The sequence below is a fragment of the Spirosoma pollinicola genome, assembly GCF_002831565.1.
GTDB classification, from domain to species: Bacteria; Bacteroidota; Bacteroidia; order Cytophagales; family Spirosomataceae; genus Spirosoma; species Spirosoma pollinicola.
Genome location: NZ_CP025096.1, coordinates 3,483,670 through 3,502,925, shown reverse-complemented (window position 1 = coordinate 3,502,925; position 19,256 = coordinate 3,483,670). Strand labels below are relative to the sequence as shown.

17 protein-coding genes are annotated in these 19,256 nt (G+C 47.2%); 5 read left to right on the top strand and 12 right to left on the bottom strand.

All coding sequences use genetic code 11. The features are described 5' to 3' along the window. The first annotated feature begins 107 nt into the window (after window positions 1–107). Complete coding sequence (locus CWM47_RS14590) at window positions 108–617, top strand: helix-turn-helix transcriptional regulator (RefSeq protein ID WP_100988719.1); 510 nt, start codon at window positions 108–110, stop codon at window positions 615–617. Between the two features lie 764 nt (window positions 618–1,381). Here the strand turns inward: CWM47_RS14590 and CWM47_RS14585 are convergent. The 4 genes from CWM47_RS14585 to parS form a co-directional block, all read right to left on the bottom strand. Further along, window positions 1,382–2,824 carry a tetratricopeptide repeat protein gene (locus tag CWM47_RS14585; protein WP_100988717.1) on the bottom strand — a complete coding sequence of 481 codons (1,443 nt, stop codon included), beginning with the start codon at window positions 2,822–2,824 and terminating at the stop codon, window positions 1,382–1,384. Between the two features lie 140 nt (window positions 2,825–2,964). Next, complete coding sequence (gene gyrA / locus CWM47_RS14580) at window positions 2,965–5,481, bottom strand: DNA gyrase subunit A (protein ID WP_100988716.1); 2,517 nt, start codon at window positions 5,479–5,481, stop codon at window positions 2,965–2,967. A gap of 277 nt (window positions 5,482–5,758) precedes the next feature. Further along, a complete protein-coding gene (locus CWM47_RS14575; protein WP_100988714.1) occupies window positions 5,759–6,208 on the bottom strand; it encodes an RES family NAD+ phosphorylase in 450 nt (149 codons plus the stop codon). 41 nt (window positions 6,209–6,249) lie between these two features. Next, window positions 6,250–6,633: a type II RES/Xre toxin-antitoxin system antitoxin gene (gene parS, locus CWM47_RS14570; protein ID WP_100988712.1), complete on the bottom strand. Its 384-nt coding sequence runs from the start codon at window positions 6,631–6,633 to the stop codon at window positions 6,250–6,252. Window positions 6,634–6,767: 134 nt separating this feature from the next. Between parS and CWM47_RS14565 the strand changes: the two genes are divergently transcribed. From CWM47_RS14565 to CWM47_RS14555, 3 genes are all read left to right on the top strand, one after another. Beyond that, the gene (locus CWM47_RS14565) at window positions 6,768–7,346 is read left to right on the top strand and encodes a DUF4142 domain-containing protein (protein WP_100988710.1); all 579 of its coding nucleotides are present in this window, start codon (window positions 6,768–6,770) and stop codon (window positions 7,344–7,346) included. Window positions 7,347–7,445: 99 nt separating this feature from the next. Further along, the gene (locus tag CWM47_RS14560) at window positions 7,446–7,805 is read left to right on the top strand and encodes a hypothetical protein (RefSeq protein ID WP_240625909.1); all 360 of its coding nucleotides are present in this window, start codon (window positions 7,446–7,448) and stop codon (window positions 7,803–7,805) included. 63 nt (window positions 7,806–7,868) lie between these two features. Next, window positions 7,869–8,765 (top strand): phosphoenolpyruvate carboxykinase (ATP), encoded by an 897-nt coding sequence (locus tag CWM47_RS14555; RefSeq protein WP_100988708.1) that lies wholly within the window; start codon window positions 7,869–7,871, stop codon window positions 8,763–8,765. A 64-nt stretch (window positions 8,766–8,829) separates the two neighbouring features. On the opposite strand, the gene hisS is transcribed toward CWM47_RS14555, so the two are convergent. Beyond that, entirely contained in the window at window positions 8,830–10,194 is a 1,365-nt protein-coding gene (gene hisS / locus CWM47_RS14550) for a histidine--tRNA ligase (protein WP_100988706.1), read from the bottom strand. Window positions 10,195–10,358: 164 nt separating this feature from the next. Here hisS and CWM47_RS38770 point away from each other — a divergent pair, with 164 nt between their 5' ends. Then, window positions 10,359–10,514, top strand: coding sequence for a hypothetical protein (locus CWM47_RS38770; protein ID WP_170069428.1), 156 nt, complete (start codon window positions 10,359–10,361; stop codon window positions 10,512–10,514). Between the two features lie 20 nt (window positions 10,515–10,534). Here the strand turns inward: CWM47_RS38770 and CWM47_RS14545 are convergent, their stop codons facing one another. From CWM47_RS14545 to CWM47_RS14515, 7 genes are all read right to left on the bottom strand, one after another. Then, window positions 10,535–10,891 (bottom strand): hypothetical protein, encoded by a 357-nt coding sequence (locus tag CWM47_RS14545; RefSeq protein ID WP_100988704.1) that lies wholly within the window; start codon window positions 10,889–10,891, stop codon window positions 10,535–10,537. An 88-nt stretch (window positions 10,892–10,979) separates the two neighbouring features. Then, window positions 10,980–12,005, bottom strand: coding sequence for a glycosyltransferase (locus CWM47_RS14540; RefSeq protein ID WP_100993880.1), 1,026 nt, complete (start codon window positions 12,003–12,005; stop codon window positions 10,980–10,982). Window positions 12,006–12,011: 6 nt separating this feature from the next. Then, complete coding sequence (locus tag CWM47_RS14535; RefSeq protein ID WP_100988702.1) at window positions 12,012–12,137, bottom strand: GxxExxY protein; 126 nt, start codon at window positions 12,135–12,137, stop codon at window positions 12,012–12,014. Window positions 12,138–12,160: 23 nt separating this feature from the next. After that, the gene (hemL, locus tag CWM47_RS14530; RefSeq protein ID WP_100988700.1) at window positions 12,161–13,450 is read right to left on the bottom strand and encodes a glutamate-1-semialdehyde 2,1-aminomutase; all 1,290 of its coding nucleotides are present in this window, start codon (window positions 13,448–13,450) and stop codon (window positions 12,161–12,163) included. 87 nt (window positions 13,451–13,537) lie between these two features. Beyond that, window positions 13,538–15,331: an ABC transporter substrate-binding protein gene (locus CWM47_RS14525; RefSeq protein WP_100988698.1), complete on the bottom strand. Its 1,794-nt coding sequence runs from the start codon at window positions 15,329–15,331 to the stop codon at window positions 13,538–13,540. 161 nt (window positions 15,332–15,492) lie between these two features. Further along, window positions 15,493–17,364, bottom strand: coding sequence for a membrane protein insertase YidC (gene yidC, locus CWM47_RS14520; protein ID WP_100988697.1), 1,872 nt, complete (start codon window positions 17,362–17,364; stop codon window positions 15,493–15,495). Between the two features lie 71 nt (window positions 17,365–17,435). Next, a complete protein-coding gene (locus CWM47_RS14515; protein ID WP_100988695.1) occupies window positions 17,436–19,133 on the bottom strand; it encodes a CTP synthase in 1,698 nt (565 codons plus the stop codon). Window positions 19,134–19,256 lie beyond the last annotated feature (123 nt).

The window sequence follows — 19,256 nt, the reverse complement described above, 5'->3', positions numbered from 1 at the left end:
TACATGGCCACACATGTTGTGTGGCTATTTTATTTTGTAACCTACAACATACATCACTATTTAAGTTTATATTTGTCACAGATAACATCAATAACTTTCATTCTAAGATGACTATTAATGACAAAATTAAACAGATTCTAATCGACAAGAATCTTACACCATCTTATTTTGCCGATGAAATTGGCGTTCAACGCTCCAGCATTTCGCATATTCTATCGGGTCGTAACCGCCCTAGTTTCGATATTATTCAAAAAATAATTCGTCGTTTTCCTGAGCTTGGCTACGATTGGATCATGGAAGAGGACCAACAGGTCAATCAAACGATTCCTACAGGCTACGGAAATCGCTCGATAGGGCGTCCTACAGTTGATCGCTCAGATCGATTTGGGGCAGGGCAACCATCATCTGTATCGCCTTATCCAAGTCAATCACCGGGCATCCGCAGCCAGCGCAACGAGATCCCACCGGTTAGTATGCCCATACAAGCACCCGTCGATTTGGGAGCTGGCACTTCCGAATCAGTTGGTGATACGTCCTCAACTACGGATAAAAGAGTAGAGCGTATTCTTATATTTTATACAGATGGATCGTTCCGGGAATATACCCCCAGTAACTAGACGGGTGAAGCTTGGCAAACTATAGGAGCCGCTTTACTAGATAACTAATGAATTTAATTACCCCTCTAGAAGTAGATTTTAGCTTATTGCAGTGGAGTAGCTTTTGCTTTGTTGAGTATTTTATAGTTTTCAAAGACTCGCTATACTCAAAAGCGATGCTGAAGAGTTATTGTCAGATCAGAATAGTAAGAGGAGACTTTTTTCTCTGGACCTTGTTGAAACAATAAACTATGGACAAACAAATTATTATCCACTCATTCGAATTTCATCTGGTTTTAGCTTTGAGAAGTAACAGACAATAGTCTATTTCTAATGCCAAACGATATGTCGGAAAGAAGGTAATTCGTAATTACGAAACGCATTCTTTTTTATAAAGGAGCTGTTTAAATTTCAAGTCACTGGATATGCACCTAAGTTCAGGAAAATAAAATTTAACTAGCTTGTCTTAACGTTCAAGTAGAGCTTCATTCCAGTACATCAAACAATAGTATATCAATTTTAGCAGTGTTCTATCTTGTTTATCCGTACATATTCTTCGCTTAGTGAGATCATTACTTCATTAAAAAGACCCTTTTAAGGCATTATAAGCCCTTTTATAGGCTAAAAGCTACCTAACTCCTTGTAAAGCAATACTTTAGTGTTCCACGTGGATAACGTGTTGATAAGTCTGTGAATTACCTCATCAAATTTGTTATATAATTTATATTATGTTAAGTAGAGTTTTGAAAAATAGGGACGATACCATTGGCACCGTCCCTATTTCCTTATTTAGCAGGCTCAATACAAACGATCTTCTTCTCTTCGTACTGCTTTAAAATGTTCTGCAGGTTCGTCAGGTTTTCATTCACATCAGCTTCATCTTTAATTGATTTCGCTTTGGTAAAATAAGGTAGTGACTGTTTGAATTTACCACAAACCTTACCATCTAATTCTTTCCCACTCTTGCTGTACTCAGCCATGTCCATCCGGTCGACACCACGTTTCATTTCAACGGCATCATTGAAGATAAACACGGCCATATTGAAATTGGCATCATAGTTATTTGGATCAATGGCTAATGCCTTATCCAAATACAATTTCTCCTGATTCTTGTTCTCCGTTTGTACCTGTTTGAGTTCAGCTAAGCGCTTTGCCGAATCGGTTGCTCCCGCAGCAGCAGCCGAGGCCGCTTTAGCATCTGCTTCCAATTTAGCTACTTCTGTTTTTTGATCGGCCAGGCGCTTTTGAACATCGGCCAACTGGCGTTTCAATTCAGGCTTAGGCGTCTTCTTAATCGTAGCTGTTAACCGGGCAATTTCACTGTTGTAGGCATCAATGATACTTTTGCCATCGGCCAGTTGCTTTGCGGTATTACCCCCTTTCTTGCTATCCCCTTCCAGCTTGCGAATTTCTTCGGTCGACTTACTGGCAATATTGTTATACACAATGGACAGATTCACGAGGTTCTGAACATTGTTTGGGTCTTTTTCAACCATTTGCTTCATGCCCGAGATAGCATCGTCCATCCGGTTTGTCGAGAGCATGATGTTGATTTTCTCGTTAGCCAGATCTTTATTACCTGGTGCCAGGGCAATACCCTTATCCAAAGCAGCCAGTGCCTTATCAATTTCATTATCGCTGCGATATAACATGGCCAATGATCCGTAGATACTTGCATCCTTACCACCACCAGCGATGTATTTTTCCAACTGAGTTTTTGCCGTTGCATTATCTTTAATCTGCTGAGCGGCAATAGCTGTATAAAGCGGGGCTAACGTGTCTTTAGGATTGATATCACCCGCTATTGCCAACGACTTAGCAGCGTCTGCATAATTTTTAGACTGGAATTTGGCTACGCCCTGTTGTAGAAAAGCGGTAGCCAGGGTTTGCGACTTCAGGGCGTCCTCAGCTTCTTTGGCTAATTTACCAGCACCACCTTTTTTATCCTTATCCAGTTCAATTACCTTTTTGAATGAGTCAAAGGCAGTCGTCGCAGCAGCAGAATCCAGCTTAATGTATCCATTGGCAGCAATCGTTTGATAAATTTTGGCACGATCCATCCAGGTGCTTGCTTTAGCACTCGCTTTCGCATCCGTAATATCCTTGTCACTTTTGTCCTTTTCTTTTTTAGAGGCCTCCATGGCTACATCTGCCGCGGTAGTACCTTGCTGAGCGCGTACACCTGCTGACAGGAGACACGCAACGAGAATTACAAAAACTTGTTTCATGTGTAAACTGGGGTTGTGTTTCTTATTAAAAACGAAATTACGGAATCTGACTGTATAAGCATGACCCGCATTAAAATGTTTGAGCCGCCAACACTGATTTTTGTTTTCAGCATTGACGGCTCAACTAACTTATAAAATTACTATTCTACAACTGTAGCGTCTGGTTCGGCAATAAGTAGCTCCTCTCCTTCCTCCCGTTTGATTTTCGTTACCGACGAGATTTCGTCCCCATCATTTAACTTGATCAGGCGTACACCCTGTGTGTTCCGCCCAATAACGCTGATGGCCTCTACCGGGGTCCGAATGGCAATACCCGATTTATTGATGATCATCAGGTCGTCATTATCCGCTACGTCGAGTACGGCAACCAACCGACCAACTTTATCGGTCACTTTCAGCGTACCAACACCCTTGGCACCCCGGTTCGTAATCCGGTAGCCATCAATGTCCGAGCGCTTTCCATAGCCATTTTTCGAGACAACCAGTAACTGAGCCTGAGCTGAAGAGATACACACCATACCAATTACATGATCCGATGCATCATCGTCATCCAGCGAAATACCCCGTACGCCAGCCGCTGTACGACCCATTGGCCTTACCCGACTTTCGTGGAAACGAACAGCCTTACCGGCACTCGACGCAATGACAATATCATTGTCGCCATTGGTCATACAAACGCCCAGCAGTTGATCGTCCTCATCAATGGTAATCGCAATGATGCCGTTTTGACGCGGACGGGAATAGGCTTCCAGCATTGTTTTCTTAATGGTGCCTTTCCGGGTGCACATCACAATGTAATTATTGTTGATGTAATCCTCGTTCTTCAGGTCGGTCACGTTAATGACCGCACGAACTTTGTCGTCAGACTCGATATTGATAAAATTAGCCAGTGGCCGACCTTTCGATACACGTGAACCTTCGGGTAGTTCATAAACCGGCAGCCAGTACAAACGACCTTTCTGGGTAAACGCCAGCAGGGTATTGTGCATGGTTGCCGTGAACAGGTGCTCGGTGAAGTCCTCTTCCTTTGTTGCAACGGCCTTTGCTCCTACTCCTCCCCGCCCCTGCGACCGGTACTCAGTTGTTGGCGTTCGTTTAATATAGCCTTCATGCGAGATGGTGATGACCATGTCCTCATCGGCAATAAGCGACAGATCGCTGATATTACCGTCGCCCAATGGGTTGATTTCCGTTCGGCGTTCGTCGCCGTAACGGGCGCGGATGTCGGTCAGTTCTTCCCGGATAACATCCCGTTTGCGTTCTTCGCTGGCAAGGATTTCTTTCAGGTCAGTGATTTCTTTCATCAACTCGTCAAACTCAGCCTGCAGCTTATCCCGCTCCAGACCTGTCAGCCGCTGCAAACGCATTTCCAGAATGGCTTTGGCCTGAATATCGCTGAGGCTGAAGCGCTCCATAAGACCCGTACGGGCTACTTCCGGATCGCGCGATGACCGAATCAACTCAATGACCGCATCGATATTATCCAGCGCAATCAACAGACCTTCCAGAATATGGGCCCGCTTTTCAGCTTCGCGCAGTTCATACTGCGTACGACGGGTAATTACCTCGAATCGGTGCTCGACGTAATACTTCATCATATCTTTCAGATTCAACATCATCGGGCGTCCTTTTACCAGGGCGACGTTGTTGATACTGAAAGACGATTGCAGAGCTGTATGCTTATACAGGTTATTCAGGACCACGTTAGGAATGGCATCTTTCCGAAGATCATAAACTACCCGAAGGCCATCCCGGTCAGATTCATCCCGGAAGGCCATGATACCTTCGATTTTCTTATCGTTGATAAGATCAGCCGTTTTTTCGAGCATCACGGCTTTGTTGACCATGTACGGAACATCCGTTACGATGATCTGTGTTTTGCCCCGATTCTCTTCAATGGTAGCGTGTGCCCGCATTACCACTCGGCCACGACCGGTCATAAAGGCTGACTTAACACCCTCCATGCCGTAGATAGTAGCACCCGTAGGAAAATCTGGTGCCTTCACGTGCTGCATCAGTTCCTCAATCGTGATGTCGTAGTTATCCAGATAGGCCAGAATACCATTCACCACTTCGGTAAGGTTGTGGGGAGCCATGTTTGTGGCCATCCCTACGGCAATACCTGACGAACCATTCAATAATAAATTCGGCAACTTGGCCGGCATAACAGTAGGCTCCTGAAGGGAATCATCGAAATTACCCTGGAAGTCAACCGTTTCTTTATAAATGTCGGTGAGTATCTCATCGGCAATCCGCTTTAACCGGGCTTCGGTATACCGCATGGCTGCCGGTGAGTCACCGTCGATGGAACCAAAGTTTCCCTGACCATCAACGAGCGGGTAGCGCAATGACCAGTCCTGGGCCATCCGAACCATTGTATCATATACCGATGAATCGCCGTGTGGGTGATATTTACCAAGCACTTCACCAACAATACGGGCCGATTTCTTGTGGGGCTTATTGTAATTAACCCCTAATTCTGCCATTCCAAACAATACCCGACGGTGAACGGGTTTCAGGCCGTCACGAACATCGGGCAACGCACGAGAGATGATAACCGACATTGAGTAATCAATGTAGGCACCACGCATTTCGTCTTCAATGTTGATGGGAATGATATTACTGGGAGATTCGAGGTCGGGAGTTTCGTCCGCCATGTGACAAATGAGTTTCGCAGAAAATTACTATTCCGGCTTACACACTGCGCGTAAACCGCTCTATACACAAATATACAAAATTTTCAGGAGAAACCAGAAATAATCCCTTAAAATCGCGCGCAAAGGGCTTAAATGGGCGATAGAAAAACCCCTTAAAAAGGCTAAAAATGATAACACAGGCCAGTATCATCATCTAAATCAAATACAATTCTATTTCAACTAAAATATAGTCTGCCTTTATCCGGTTTCAGTCCCGTTAATCAAGTTAATTTAGTCGCTAGGATTTAATGCGCGGATCAAACGCAAAGGGTTCTGTCCGCACTAACCGCACCATCGAAAAATCGGGATGGGCAGGATTAAGCAGGTAATTCCATTCATTTGGAATTATGGCGGATGGTACCTGTAATACCGCCGAGCGGCTACGGTTCAGCCACTCCCCTCCTACCTGTTGACAGGTGTTGTATTGCTGATAATCAAACCAGTTGACGGGCAGCACGTCGGCCGCTATCGTTTCAACAAGCAGCGCATCCGGCACCTCGATCACCATGACCCGAAACGTATCCAGTAACCCTTCACCCCCCCGGTGAACAACATTCTCCAGACACGCCAGTGCGCGGGTAGCAGCGGTATAGATAACAAACTGCCCCCGGCTGTTCCAGCGAGCCGCCCCACCAGAAGCCACTAAGCGATCAGCATACACCGCCTTGGTAATTCGATAAACAATCATTGGGTAAACCAGCTCAGCAATGAGAGACTGGCGATTAAGTACTAGGCCAGATCGCCGTATTCGATGCGGGTAAGCTCATCCATCACTAAATCTATCCCACCCGACGTATGCAGGAGTTCGAAGGGAACCTGGTTTCCCAGGCCATAGGCGGGTTTATCCATCCACCGCCGAAACGAATCGGCCGTTCCAAATACCGATTCACCGGTTTGGAACAGGGCCATAATTTTGAGCACTTTCTCACTGTCCTGCGGATTCAGGCTTTTTTTCTCGCGCTCGTATCGCTGAAAGGTTTTGAGCGATGTGTCAAACACCTCCGCCAGATGTTCACGTTTATAGCCCGTCAGATCCGCAATTTCAAAGAAGCGCGTAGCCGGAACACCTTTTAGGGCCAAAAAAACGAGTGCTATACGGTCTGGAACAATCATAAAACAAACTTAAGACTTTTGTCTGGATAACTAAGAATTTTGTCTAATAATTTCCCGCTCCCTCGGTTCCCTAAAACCTATCTTGCTTAAAATCGTTTCTAGTAGAAGTTCATCAAACTGTAATTAATAACGTTATGAAAAAAGTAAGTTTGCTTCTGTTACTGGTTATCAGCACCCTGAGTTTTCAGGCTTGCAGTGAAAAGAAAAAAGAAGGTGATGACAGCGTTGAAAATGCGGAGAAATCCAACGACGCTAAAGAAGATGCCGGCACCGGCCAGACCGAAGACACCAACGAGTTTGCGGTGAAAGCGGCAAACGGTGGTATGCTGGAAGTGGAGCTAGGTCGCATGGCTCAGGAAAAAGGGGTAAGTAAAGATGTGAAGGAGTTCGGCGCTATGATGGTAAGCGATCACTCGAAAGCGAACGAAGAGTTAAAAACTATCGCGGCTACGCAAAATATCACCCTGCCGAGCACACTGGGTGAGGACGAACAAAAGCACGTGAACGACATGGCAAAACTGTCGGGAGCAGAGTTCGATAAAAAGTATGTTAGCATGATGGTCGATGATCACAAGGACGATATCGACGAATTCAAAAAGGCAGCCGAAGACGATAAGACAAACCCGGCGGTTAAAGATTTTGCTACAAAGACGCTCCCAACGCTGCAAAAGCACATGGATGCCATCAATGCGATTGATAAGAAAATGAAGTAAGAGACAAGGGAGACTGCCATTGCTGTCGAGATATTGTCGATACGACAAGTTCCTGATGGCAATGGCAGTCTGGCCTTTATCCATAAACAAACCCCACTCATGAAAACGACTTTTGCAATAGCCTCATTTTCCCTGTTAATCGGTTGCACATTATCTGTTCAGGCGCAATCGACAACGGGTGGGCGTAGTGGCGGGTCAACTGCCTCGACGGGTACAGGTTACCTGACCGAAGGGAAACGCGCAGCTGCCGGTAGCCCCGCAAGCATGACGATTGCCGACGAAGGGGCCTCCCGCGATTACATGTACGTTCCGCCAACCAATGTAAAAAACAGATCGGCGTCTCCCGATGGTTCGGGTAATTCAACACCTGCCAAGCCGACGTCATCGACCAGTACAAAGACAAAAAGCCAGACTGGTTTACCGAAAAAACAAACTGGCCAACCCAAAGGAACGGAGTAATCAATAACGCGGACGGATCATATAATGCCTACTTTTGGGGAGTAGACTTGCTTATCTCCATCTATGCGAAAATACCTTGCCTTTGGGTTGACTCTTGAAACAGACATTGATTTTACCGGTGTTTTGCCCCATTCAACAGCCGAAACAGATGTTTGTATAAGCGAGGGTAGTATTCAACAGAAAGCAAACCGTCCTACCAGGATTCAGCGCCGGGGGATTCGGGCTAAGCTAGGCATTACAGCGTCAGACATTGTATTGAATTGGGACGGGGTCGGGATCTTCAGGGTCTCGGACGGCAAAACAATCGTCTACCAAAATAATGGTGCCGATGAAGGGACAATAAGACTGTTTCTGCTGAGTGAAGTAATTGGTCTTGTTCTCTATCAGCGCGGTCTTTTGCTGTTGCATGGAAGTGCGGTTAAATTCGGCGATGATGCGGCTGTGTTTCTGGGAATACCGGGTGCAGGTAAATCGACAACGGCGGCCGCCTTCGGGAAAGCAGGCCATACGGTATTGACGGATGACTTAGTCGCTGTCCAGCTCATTGACGGTAGACCCTACGTGATTCCCGCTTTTGGTCAATACAAGATCTGGAAAAATACGGTAGACGGCCTTAACGTCGATGAATCAAAACTGGAACCGTCGTTTGAAGGATCAACTAAATTTTTAGTTAATCAATCAGTAACTGATTTCCCACAAACGCCTATTCCTCTGCGAATGATTACGCTCCTTTATCCGCCAAATTCGCGTAAACAAACTGAGCGAATCAAGCCCCTGCATGCCCCGGTGGAACTATTGAAACACTTTCCGTTACCTGTTCAACTATTGACCGGCCAATACCTGAAAACCCATTTTCAGGATGCGTTAACCATCACCAGGTTTGCAACGATCAACCAATTAAAAAGGCCCGACGGTTTTGACGCGCTGAGCCTTTTCGTACAGGAATTTAGCTTCGATTAAGTTGTTTTTGTCATGCTGACGAAGCCGGGTGGCCGTTGCCAAAGCATCATAAACCAAGCCAACCCTATTCCAAACGAGTGACTAATTCCCCAGCGGTTAACTTATGCTGTTCGCCGGTAAGCATATTTTTCAGCGTCAACACGCCAGTTTGCACTTCTTCGGAACCGATTAGTACGACAAACGGAATAGCCCGTGCATTGGCGTAATCGAGCATTTTCTTCACTTTCGTCAGGTCGGGATACATTTCGGCAGCAATATTGGCAACCCGAAGTTTACTCAACAAGGGCAACGCCACCGAACGGGCTTCGGAATCGAATGGGACAATGAGCACCTGCGTTCCCTGGCCCGCACTGGCAGGAAACAGGTTCAGCTCGTCCATCACATCATAGATACGATCTACCCCAAACGAGATACCCACCCCCGATAAGCCCGGCATGCCAAAGGCTCCGGTCAAATTATCGTAACGCCCTCCCCCGCTCACACTGCCAATCGAAACACCGTTGGCTTTCACTTCAAAAATAGCACCCGTGTAGTACGACAATCCCCGCGCTAGGGTCGGATCAAACTCAACACGTGCATTTGCCAGCCCGTATTGACGAACGAACAAAAGGGTTTCTTCGAGTTCAGCAATCCCTTTACTCGCCAAATCAGAAACCGAGAGCCATGTTTTTAACTGGTTGAGTGTCGTGGTGAGATCAAGTGTGCCAAACGAAAACAGAGGATCAAGTTTACTAAGCGTATCTTCAGTGAATCCACGTCCCCGAAGTTCATCCAGTACTTTTTCCTGGCCAATCTTATCCAGTTTATCAATGGCGACTGAAAGTGTTCCCTCCTGCCCCGGCACGCCAATGACCTCGGCAATACCCGCCAGAATTTTGCGGTTATTAATTTTCAGCGTAAAATCCTGAATGTTCAGATTGCGAAACACCTCGTGGATCATCAGCACAATTTCTGCTTCGCACAACAGTGAATCGGTTCCCACAACATCGGCATCGCACTGGTAGAACTCCCGATAACGTCCCCGTTGCGGGCGATCGGCCCGCCAGACGGGCTGCATCTGGTAGCGTTTAAAGGGCAGCGTCAGCGCGTTTCGGTTTATGACCACATAGCGGGCAAACGGTACCGTCAGGTCATACCGCAGACCTTTCTCCGAAATTTTAGGCGTTAATTTTTTAGATCCCGATGCCAGATCGAGTTCGGTTATGTTGGCCGAGAAATCGCCGGAGTTCAGAATTTTAAACAGGAGTTGATCGCCTTCGTCGCCATACTTTCCCGTCAGGGTCGACAGGTTTTCCATAGATGGCGTTTCGAGTGGCTGGAAGCCAAAGCGTTTGAAGGTTTCCCGAATGGTGTCGAAAATAAACAGCCGTTTGCTCATTTGCTCCGGGCCAAAGTCACGCGTGCCTTTTGGCAAAGTTGGTTTTTGCATTGGAATAAAATCCGGACTTTAGCCCGTTTTTGCAACTATATTAACTGCAAGCTGCTTTTTAGGGTGCAAAAATACGGACTTTAGTCGGTGGTGCTTTCAAAAATCAAGGAAAAACCTTACTTTTGCGCTCTGATTTTGAACTGACACGTTAAAAAGATACAATCATGGGAGTAACAGAACTAAAGCGTAAGGCTCGCCGGAACCGCGCTATTGCTAACAATAAAGTGAATGCAATCAAACAATTGCTGCGTAAGCCAACCATCAAGAATGTAGACGTTGAAGCCATCAAAGCTTCGTTTGCAGAAAAGAAGGCAGCCTAAGCATACACAAAGACTGACGATTATTTAGCCTCGCCCTTACTCGGTGAGGCTTTTCGTTTTGGGCGCAGGCGAGCCCATTCACGATCCCGCTTCTTGAGTTCACGACGCACAAACCGGCGATAGTCCAGCTGTGCCCGATACCGCACGGCCTGTCCAAAAAGCAGCAGGCCGCCATTGATCAAAATAAGGCTGTAGCTTCCCCACAAAAACCATTGCCGAAACGGAGCACCGCCGTGCTTTGACTCTGCCGCTTCACTAAGCACACACAAGCCTACACTTAACAGGAGTAATCCCAAAGGAGCCACAATCAGGCCCTTGGTTCGGGTACTCATGCGTTTCACTAATCGCTGGCCGGGTGGTTTAACAGGTTTTGGCATACGCTATTCGTAGGTGGGTTTAGGTAAACAACGTGTCAGGCTATCATTTCTTTGCTACTACCTGAGGTTTTTGTAACATAAATTTCCTTCAGGATGGATACTCAATACTGGCTCCTGTTTCGCGAAACCCGTTCGGTTCTCTCAGTCGTTTCCAGCCTTCGGTAAGAAAGCCGATACCATAGCCCGTTAGTTGCACGAATGCAGCCACGACACTCAATATACCAACTTTAAGGCTTTTTTCCTTGCGGGCGGCATCAACCAAAATAAGCAGCGAAAAAAGTGCCAACACACTTACAGCCAGACAGAATAAAACCGAGCTAATGACCACCCAGACAGGCACCGAAAAAACGAACAACGTAAACAAGGCCGGAAAAGCATGAACAAGCTTGAGTTCGGACGGAAAATACCGTGAAATGTTGATCCGGGCACGACCGAAAAAACGAAGCTGCCGAAAAAACTGCCCAAAATTTGTCCGGCGTTTGTGGTAAATAAAAGCCTCCGGTATAAGGCCGGTTTTGAATCCATTATCAATAATCCGAATAGCAAACTCAATATCCTCCCCCATCCGACTAAGTTTATACCCGCCAATGGTTTCCCACACCGTTCGGGATAGACCCATATTGAAACTTCTTGGATGGTACGTCCCCCCGAGGTTTTTCTTGCTTCCCCGAATGCCGCCAGTTGTAAAAGGCGACGTCATAGAGTAACTGATGGCTTTCTGAATATCGGTGAAATCAGGATGAGCTGCATCTGGCCCACCATAGGCATCGAATGCCGGGCGCGTAGAGCCAGGCTCAGGGGTAAGCCGCTGGTTTACGACGGAAAAATAATGCGGGGGGATAAGCGCATCGGAATCAAAGATCACGAAATAATCGCCCGTTGCCCGGTCGAAACCGTAATTACGGGTAAACCCCTGACCCGAATTTTCTTTGAAGAAATACCGGATGTCGAGCTGGGTTAAAAACTCTGTCGCTACCTCATCCGATTTATTGGTCGAGCCATCTTCAATGACCAGCACCTCAAAATTTTGGTACGTCTGTCTGGTCAGACTAACCAGCAGTTCGCGCAGTTCGTCGGGGCGGTTAAAAACGGGGATGATAATAGAGTAGCGCAACATAATTTATTGGAACGCTGATAACAAAGCACGTTCATAAACACGTTCTAGAAAACCGTACCCTACGGTATTATATACTTTGCAGAAGCAACTAATTACAAGATCAGTAGAGGTACGAAGGGGAATATCCATAAAATCAGTGTTAATCCGCTAAATCAGCGTTCCATCATTTCCAGTAAACTTTCTTCATTCGCCTGGATAACCTGATCGACCAGATCATCCGTGAGCGCAACGGATAGAAACAAGCTTTCGAATTGTGAGGGAGCAAGGTACACGCCCCGTTTCAGCATGGCGTGGAAATACCGGCCAAACATTGGAAGGTCACACGATTTGGCATCGGTAAAGTTGGACACCGATCGCTCGGTCATGAACAGAGTGAACATGGAGCCGATATGATTTATCGTGTAGTTCAACCCGGCTTTCACTAATCCAGCCCGGAAGCCATCGGTCAGTTTCTGCCCAATTTCTTCCAGCCGGGTATAAATTTCAGGATGGTCATTCAGTTGATGCAGCATGGCCAATCCCGCCGACATGGCAATCGGGTTTCCCGATAATGTGCCCGCCTGATAGACTGGACCCGCCGGTGCTACCATGTTCATAATATCGGCACGACCACCGTAGGCACCCACGGGCATACCGCCCCCAATGATTTTCCCCATCGTGGTTAAGTCGGGCGTAATACCAAACCGTTCCTGTGCCCCGCCTTTGGCAAGCCGGAAACCTGTCATTACCTCATCGAAAATAAAGACAACGCCGTGTTGATCGCACAGCGTGCGAAGGCCTTCCAGAAAACCGGGTTCAGGCAAAACACAGCCCATGTTGCCAACGACCGGCTCCAGAATGATAGCCGCTACCTGATTGTGATTATTAGCCAGTAACTTCTCAACGGCAGAAAGGTCATTATAAGGTGCCGTCAGGGTATCGGCGGCCGTTGCTTTGGTAACACCTGGACTATCGGGAATACCCATCGTCATGGCACCACTACCGGCGGCAATCAGGAATGAATCGGCGTGCCCGTGATAGCACCCTTCAAATTTGATGATCTTGTCCCGGCCGGTAAACCCACGTGCCACGCGGATAGCCGCCATAGTGGCTTCCGTACCCGAATTAACCATACGTACTTTCTCGACAGAAGGCACCATCGTCGTAATCAATTCGGCCATTTCGACTTCCTTCCGCGTCGGAGCGCCGAAAGAGAACGAATGCTGGATGGCATCACGAACTGCTTTTTCGACGGGTTCAAATGCGTGGCCCAGAATCATTGGTCCCCAGGAATTAATGAGTTCAATGTATTGCCGTCCATCCTCATCAAAAAGATAGGCACCTTTTGCCGACTTGATAAATACAGGTGTCCCACCCACAGACCGAAATGCCCGCACGGGAGAGTTAACGCCACCGGGTATCAGCGTTTTGGCTTTTTCAAACAGTTGTTCGCTCGTTGTCATAGAAGTGAAAGAGCGAAAGAGTGAAAGAGCGAAAGAGTGAATAGGTTGTGTATAATTCACTCTTGCGCTCTTTCGCTCTTTCACTCATTAATTTACTTTCACAAACCGCCCATCTTCGTATTTTACGATTGGAACGATTTGGTTGTCGTTGCTTTGTGTATAATCGAAACCAGATAACAGGTAATCATCCGTGTCGGAATGGAGATTCATCCGGTTACGGGGCATTAGACCGTTCTTGGCCAGTTGACGCCCAAAAAAGAGCATCATATCGTAGCCTTCACTGGCAAATACGGAAGGAATGGTATTGCGTTTGGCTATATACTCTTCCTGAAACGTATTGACCGGCTCCCTGGATGAATCGATAAAGTCCGGGTATAGTAAATACAAATCCCGGCGGGTAAACGTTGATATAGGATTCTTATAAAAGTCAAAAGCCGAGGCAGTCGCAATCAAAGGTCCTGTTACTTTTCGGCGACTTAGTGCATCAAGCATCCGAACACCATCGTCGGCGTTGCTACTGGCAAAAAAAACATGACCAATCGTACTGCCCGCTTGTTGTGCCGTTATACTAACTGGGCGCGTTGCAGTGGTTGTACCCGTAAACTGCATAGCATCGGCCATTGCCTGCGCGGTACCGCTCACTTTCCGAAAATCAATTACCTGATAATTTTGCCGCTTAAGTTCAGCCTGATAGGAAACGGCCAATAGAGAATCTTTACGCATGGGGCCAAAATAAATAGCTGCCCGACGCAGTCCGGTAAAATTTCTGGCTTGTTCAGCCACCTTTATAGCCTGCTGATTCATGGACGGCTGCGCCAGAAACGACATCGGCTGATTAGCAACCAGTTCGCTGCTGGTGGCAATGGGGTTTAGCAACAGGATGTTGTTTTTGTTGGCATAAGCCGAGGCAATCCGGTTCGGTTCTACATACAATGGACCAATAATTAAATCGGTCTGAGCAAAAGCAGGACTATTGACCAGTTCGAGGGTTTTATTGGCATCATTATCTACATCATAAGCAAACAGATTTACGGTAATGCCTTCTTCCTGTAACCTGGCTCTGGCTATTTTTATGCCATTGTACAAGTCGTAGATATATTGATTAGACCGCAGTCGTTTGTCGGAGCTAAAATCCTCTACCCGAAACGGAAACATAACGGCAACATTATAATACCCTTTCGGCCGTACTGTTCGAGTGGGCTGTGTACCTGATGTACCTGTCCGGCTAGCCGACGCTTGCGAAGTTGTTGCCGCCGGTGGTGTAGAGGCTGTCGCTATACCCGGTACCCCAAAGCGGTTTGTAAGCCGATCTGATAATTCGAGATCATCCTTATCTCCGGCGGTTCGCTGAATCAAGTCGATCAACAATAAGCCAACAACCCGATCGTTCGGGAACGACTTATTTAACTGTTTTAGTTGATCAAGATTCGTGATACGGGGCAGAAAATTCTGCTCAAGTTTAGTGATATCAGCTCGCAACGCTGGGGTGCGAATCGGTTGCAACGCGGTCAACGCGTCCTCATACTGCCCCAACTCCATGCAGTTGGCCGCAAGCAGGTAATTAGCGTCATCCATCTTGCGCCAATCTGGAAAAAACTCCATCAACTGCCTGAGCATCAAACGGGACTGATTATAATTTCGCTGCCGGAACGCAGCAAGAGCGTAATAATAGCTGGCATAAGGTGCCAGAACTCCACGTTTCTGAATAATTACGTTAAGGTCAGCTTTAGCACGCTCATAGTCGCCCGTCTGCACCAGTTTTACTGCTGCGGTATAGCGTTTCTGAACATCGGGAGCAATCTGCGCATTGGCAAGCGGCCAGCTTAGTAACCCAATACAAGCAACTGTTATCTGTTTTAACCAATAAAGCCTACCATTCATGTTCATTAGGGTTAATGCACAAAAGCAACGCTACTGCGTTGCTTTTGCTATTGATGACAATCGAATGAAACACCGTAACCATATAAAATTAGTGCGTCTCATGTATACTATGATGAAGCCATTGATGTAGGCAATCCAGCCTATTCTTCCGGCATCATCCCTTATTTTTTAGTCTTGGCTCTACGCGTTGCTTCATCAGCCAGCTTACGAGCCTCTTCGGCAGAGGCTAGCTGCTTCTGTAAAAGGGCCTGAAATCCACCGGGCTTTTTACCTTCACCAGCGGCATTTTTCCGGCGATTTTCGTCCAGTACAGCCTTGATCTTATCCTCATCGACAAACCGGCGAATCAGTAACTGCTGCGCAATGGTCACCACGTTCGACACGAAATAATAGAACGTCAACCCAGCAGGATACGAGTTCAGCACAAACATGAACATGAGCGGGAATACATAACTCATCGCTTTCATGTTCACCGGGCCCGGCTGAGTTGGGGTTGTCTGGTTGTTATAATACGCGTAGGCGATCGAAGAGATCGTCATCAGCACCGTAAACAGACTCAGGTGACTACCAATGAACGGTATAGTCGGGAAGGTAATAAAGGCGTCATAGGTCGACAGGTCACTAGCCCACAGGAACGATTTCTGGCGCAACTCGATCAGGTTCGGGAAGAGCATGAACAAGGCAAACAGAATCGGCATGGTTGCCAGTACAGGCACACAACCACTCAGCGGACTTACGCCCACCTCTTGATATAGCTTCATTTGCTCCGACTGCTGCTTGGCCATGTCATTCCCAACGCGCTCCTTCATCTCGTTCAGCTCCGGCTGAAGAACCCGCATTTTAGCCATACTGATGTATGACTTGTAGGTTAACGGTGTTAGAATCAGTTTTACAAACACAACAAGGGCAATAATAAGCAAGCCGTAATTTGTAATAAACTGGCCCATGAAGTTGAAGACCGGCACAAAGAAGTACTTGTTGATCGGTTTCAGAATTGAATAGCCCAGGTAAACGTTCTGGTCAAATTCAGGAGCCACTTTACCTAGCAGCTGAAAATCATTGGGGCCATAAAAGAATTTGTACTGTCCTTTACCAGCCTTCACATCGGCAATCGGCAACGTTACATCGGCAACAGCTGTTTTTACAACGCTGCTGTCAGCGGTATCAACCAGTGTTTTAAAGCTGGCTTTGCGGAGAGGACTATTTTTAGCAACAAAACCCGACAGGAAATACTTGTGCTTGATAGTAAACCATTGTACGGGTTCTTCAACGGTGACATCCTGGCTGCTTTCCCCTTCGGTTAGTTTCTCGAAACTCTCGTCGGAAGTCAGGTAGTTGACGGTGGCCGCTCTGCGGTTATTCGACAGGTCATTTTCATACTGCCGCATTTTATCTTCCCAGAAGAACCGTATATCACCAGTGCCGATGGTGTTATTGAGGCCATTTAGCTTCAGGTCATAATCCAGCACAAACCCTTCGGCAGGAATGGTATACACCTGCTCAATTGCTTGTCCCGGTGCCACCTCAGCCCGAAATACAATCTGCTGTGGCTGACCGCCAACAGTGCCACTTTGCGTAGTAGTTTGGTAATAGAGTTGGTGTAAATCGACCTTACCCCGGCTGGTTGGCAGTTCGAGCACGGTTTTGCTGCTCTGTTCGTCAATTAATACCAGTGGCTTTTGATCGTAGGTTTTGTAATTTTTCAGGACAACTTCTTTAACCCGGCCACCCTGTGTACTGAATGTGAGTTTGATGTCTTTGTTTTCAATAAAAATATCCCGTGCCTGTCCAGTGGCTACGGTCGAAAAATCGCCAAACTGTGCTTTAACGGCGGCAGAATCGATTCGTTGCGTAGCGGAATTGCCTTTACTGTCAGCAACTGAATCGGTCTCTCCACCCGATGCAGTTGTCGGTTTAATAGTCTGTGTTTTTTGAGCAACCGGTTTTTCGGGCGCAGGTTTTGGTACCAGTAGCTGGTAGCCGACCAGCATCGCCAGAATCAGGACAATGCCAATAAGTTGATTACGATCCATTTTATAAGTTAGTAAGTTGGCAAGTCGACGACTTACCAACTATTTCTGCAAAATTACGCCAATCCGTGCGCTTAATCAACCACCTCGGCAGTTTCTACACGGGCGGTAGACATATCGGATGTAGATTCTGCCTCGCGTTTCTTTTGGCTAAAGGTGAGCGCGGCTTTCACAAACTGCACAAACAGGGGATGCGGGTTCATGACGGTACTTTTTAGCTCCGGGTGAAACTGAACACCCACATACCAGGGATGCCCTTTTAATTCAACAATCTCTACCAGTCCGGTATCAGGATTAATACCCGTTGGTTTGAACCCAGCCTTTTCGAAGGCGTCCAGATAGTCATTATTAAACTCGTAGCGGTGCCGGTGCCGTTCGTTTATGGTAGTTTTACCATAAATATGGTGAGCCATCGAATCACGTTTGAGCTTGCAGGTATACGACCCAAGGCGCATGGTCCCCCCCTTATCGGTTACACTTTTCTGCGCTTCCATCATACTGATAACGGGGTTAGCCGTATGAGGCTCCATTTCGGTCGAGTGTGCATCCTGAATACCCATCACATTCCGGGCATATTCGATAACGGCCATCTGCATTCCCAGACAAATTCCCAGGAACGGAATGCCCCGCTCGCGAACGAAACGAACGGCATTTATTTTCCCTTCAATTCCACGCTCGCCAAAACCAGGCGCCACCAACACGCCGTCCAGCCCGCTCAGAACCTCAGCGCAATGATGTTCGTCAACCAGCGTTTCGGACTGAATCCACTCCAGTTGTACTTTACACTCATTGGCAGCACCCGCATGAATGAACGATTCGGCAATGGATTTGTAGGCATCGTGCAACTCGACATATTTACCCACCAGGCCAATTTTAACGGTATCGCCCGGATTCTTCAGACGACCCAGGAAAGCTTTCCAGGCATCCAGGTCGGCATCTTTATCGTTATACAGGTCGAGCATGTACAAGGCACGCTGGTCGAGCCGTTCCTTTTGCATCAACAGCGGCACGTCGTAGATCGTCTCGGCGTCAATCGCTTCGATAACCGAACTAACCTGAACATTACAGAACTGGGCAATTTTCCGGCGAATATCCTGTGGCAACGGATGCTCCGTGCGGCAGGCAATGATGTCGGGCTGAACGCCATTTTCCAGCAGCATCCGAACAGAGTGCTGCGTAGGTTTGGTTTTCAACTCCCCCGCCGATTGCAGGTAAGGCACCAGGGTGAGGTGAATAACGAGGGTGTCTTTTTCGCCGAGTTCGAACTTCAATTGTCGAACGGCTTCCACAAACGGCAGCGATTCGATGTCGCCAACGCATCCGCCAATTTCGGTGATGACGATATCATAATCGCCGGTTTCGCCCAGCAACTTAATATTACGTTTGATTTCGTCGGTGATGTGGGGAACTACCTGAACGGTTTTACCAAGGAAATCACCCCGACGTTCACGGGTGATGACATTGTTGTAGATGCGCCCGGTGGTGATGTTATTTGCCTGCGAGGTGGGTCGGTTCAGGAACCGCTCGTAGTGCCCAAGGTCTAGATCTGTTTCGGCGCCGTCGTCGGTCACATAGCATTCGCCATGTTCATACGGATTGAGGGTGCCTGGATCAATGTTAATATACGGATCGAATTTTTGGATCGTTACCGTAAGTCCCCGTGCCTGAAGTAATTTGGCCAATGAAGAGGCAATGATACCCTTGCCTAGTGATGAAGTTACTCCGCCGGTAACAAAAATATATTTCGCGGATTTTGGTCCCGTAGCTGCCATGATTGAAACCTAATTAGGTCGTTACGGGATGTAAAAGTACGAGAAAAAAGGCAGAATGGCAGAAAAATAAACGGGAAATGTTCGGGCCTGTTGAGTAATCTATTGGTGGTCAATGAACTGGTC

What these genes read in the sequence shown, in the direction of transcription:
- CWM47_RS14590 (WP_100988719.1), top strand. Translation starts at nt 108, where the DNA reads ATGACTATTAATGACAAAATTAAACAGATTCTAATCGACAAGAATCTT.
- CWM47_RS14585 (WP_100988717.1), bottom strand. Translation starts at nt 2,824, where the DNA reads ATGAAACAAGTTTTTGTAATTCTCGTTGCGTGTCTCCTGTCAGCAGGT.
- gyrA (WP_100988716.1), bottom strand. Translation starts at nt 5,481, where the DNA reads ATGGCGGACGAAACTCCCGACCTCGAATCTCCCAGTAATATCATTCCC.
- CWM47_RS14575 (WP_100988714.1), bottom strand. Translation starts at nt 6,208, where the DNA reads ATGATTGTTTATCGAATTACCAAGGCGGTGTATGCTGATCGCTTAGTG.
- parS (WP_100988712.1), bottom strand. Translation starts at nt 6,633, where the DNA reads ATGATTGTTCCAGACCGTATAGCACTCGTTTTTTTGGCCCTAAAAGGT.
- CWM47_RS14565 (WP_100988710.1), top strand. Translation starts at nt 6,768, where the DNA reads ATGAAAAAAGTAAGTTTGCTTCTGTTACTGGTTATCAGCACCCTGAGT.
- CWM47_RS14560 (WP_240625909.1), top strand. Translation starts at nt 7,446, where the DNA reads ATGAAAACGACTTTTGCAATAGCCTCATTTTCCCTGTTAATCGGTTGC.
- CWM47_RS14555 (WP_100988708.1), top strand. Translation starts at nt 7,869, where the DNA reads ATGCGAAAATACCTTGCCTTTGGGTTGACTCTTGAAACAGACATTGAT.
- hisS (WP_100988706.1), bottom strand. Translation starts at nt 10,194, where the DNA reads ATGCAAAAACCAACTTTGCCAAAAGGCACGCGTGACTTTGGCCCGGAG.
- CWM47_RS38770 (WP_170069428.1), top strand. Translation starts at nt 10,359, where the DNA reads ATGGGAGTAACAGAACTAAAGCGTAAGGCTCGCCGGAACCGCGCTATT.
- CWM47_RS14545 (WP_100988704.1), bottom strand. Translation starts at nt 10,891, where the DNA reads ATGCCAAAACCTGTTAAACCACCCGGCCAGCGATTAGTGAAACGCATG.
- CWM47_RS14535 (WP_100988702.1), bottom strand. Translation starts at nt 12,137, where the DNA reads ATGGATATTCCCCTTCGTACCTCTACTGATCTTGTAATTAGTTGCTTC.
- hemL (WP_100988700.1), bottom strand. Translation starts at nt 13,450, where the DNA reads ATGACAACGAGCGAACAACTGTTTGAAAAAGCCAAAACGCTGATACCC.
- CWM47_RS14525 (WP_100988698.1), bottom strand. Translation starts at nt 15,331, where the DNA reads ATGAATGGTAGGCTTTATTGGTTAAAACAGATAACAGTTGCTTGTATT.
- yidC (WP_100988697.1), bottom strand. Translation starts at nt 17,364, where the DNA reads ATGGATCGTAATCAACTTATTGGCATTGTCCTGATTCTGGCGATGCTG.
- CWM47_RS14515 (WP_100988695.1), bottom strand. Translation starts at nt 19,133, where the DNA reads ATGGCAGCTACGGGACCAAAATCCGCGAAATATATTTTTGTTACCGGC.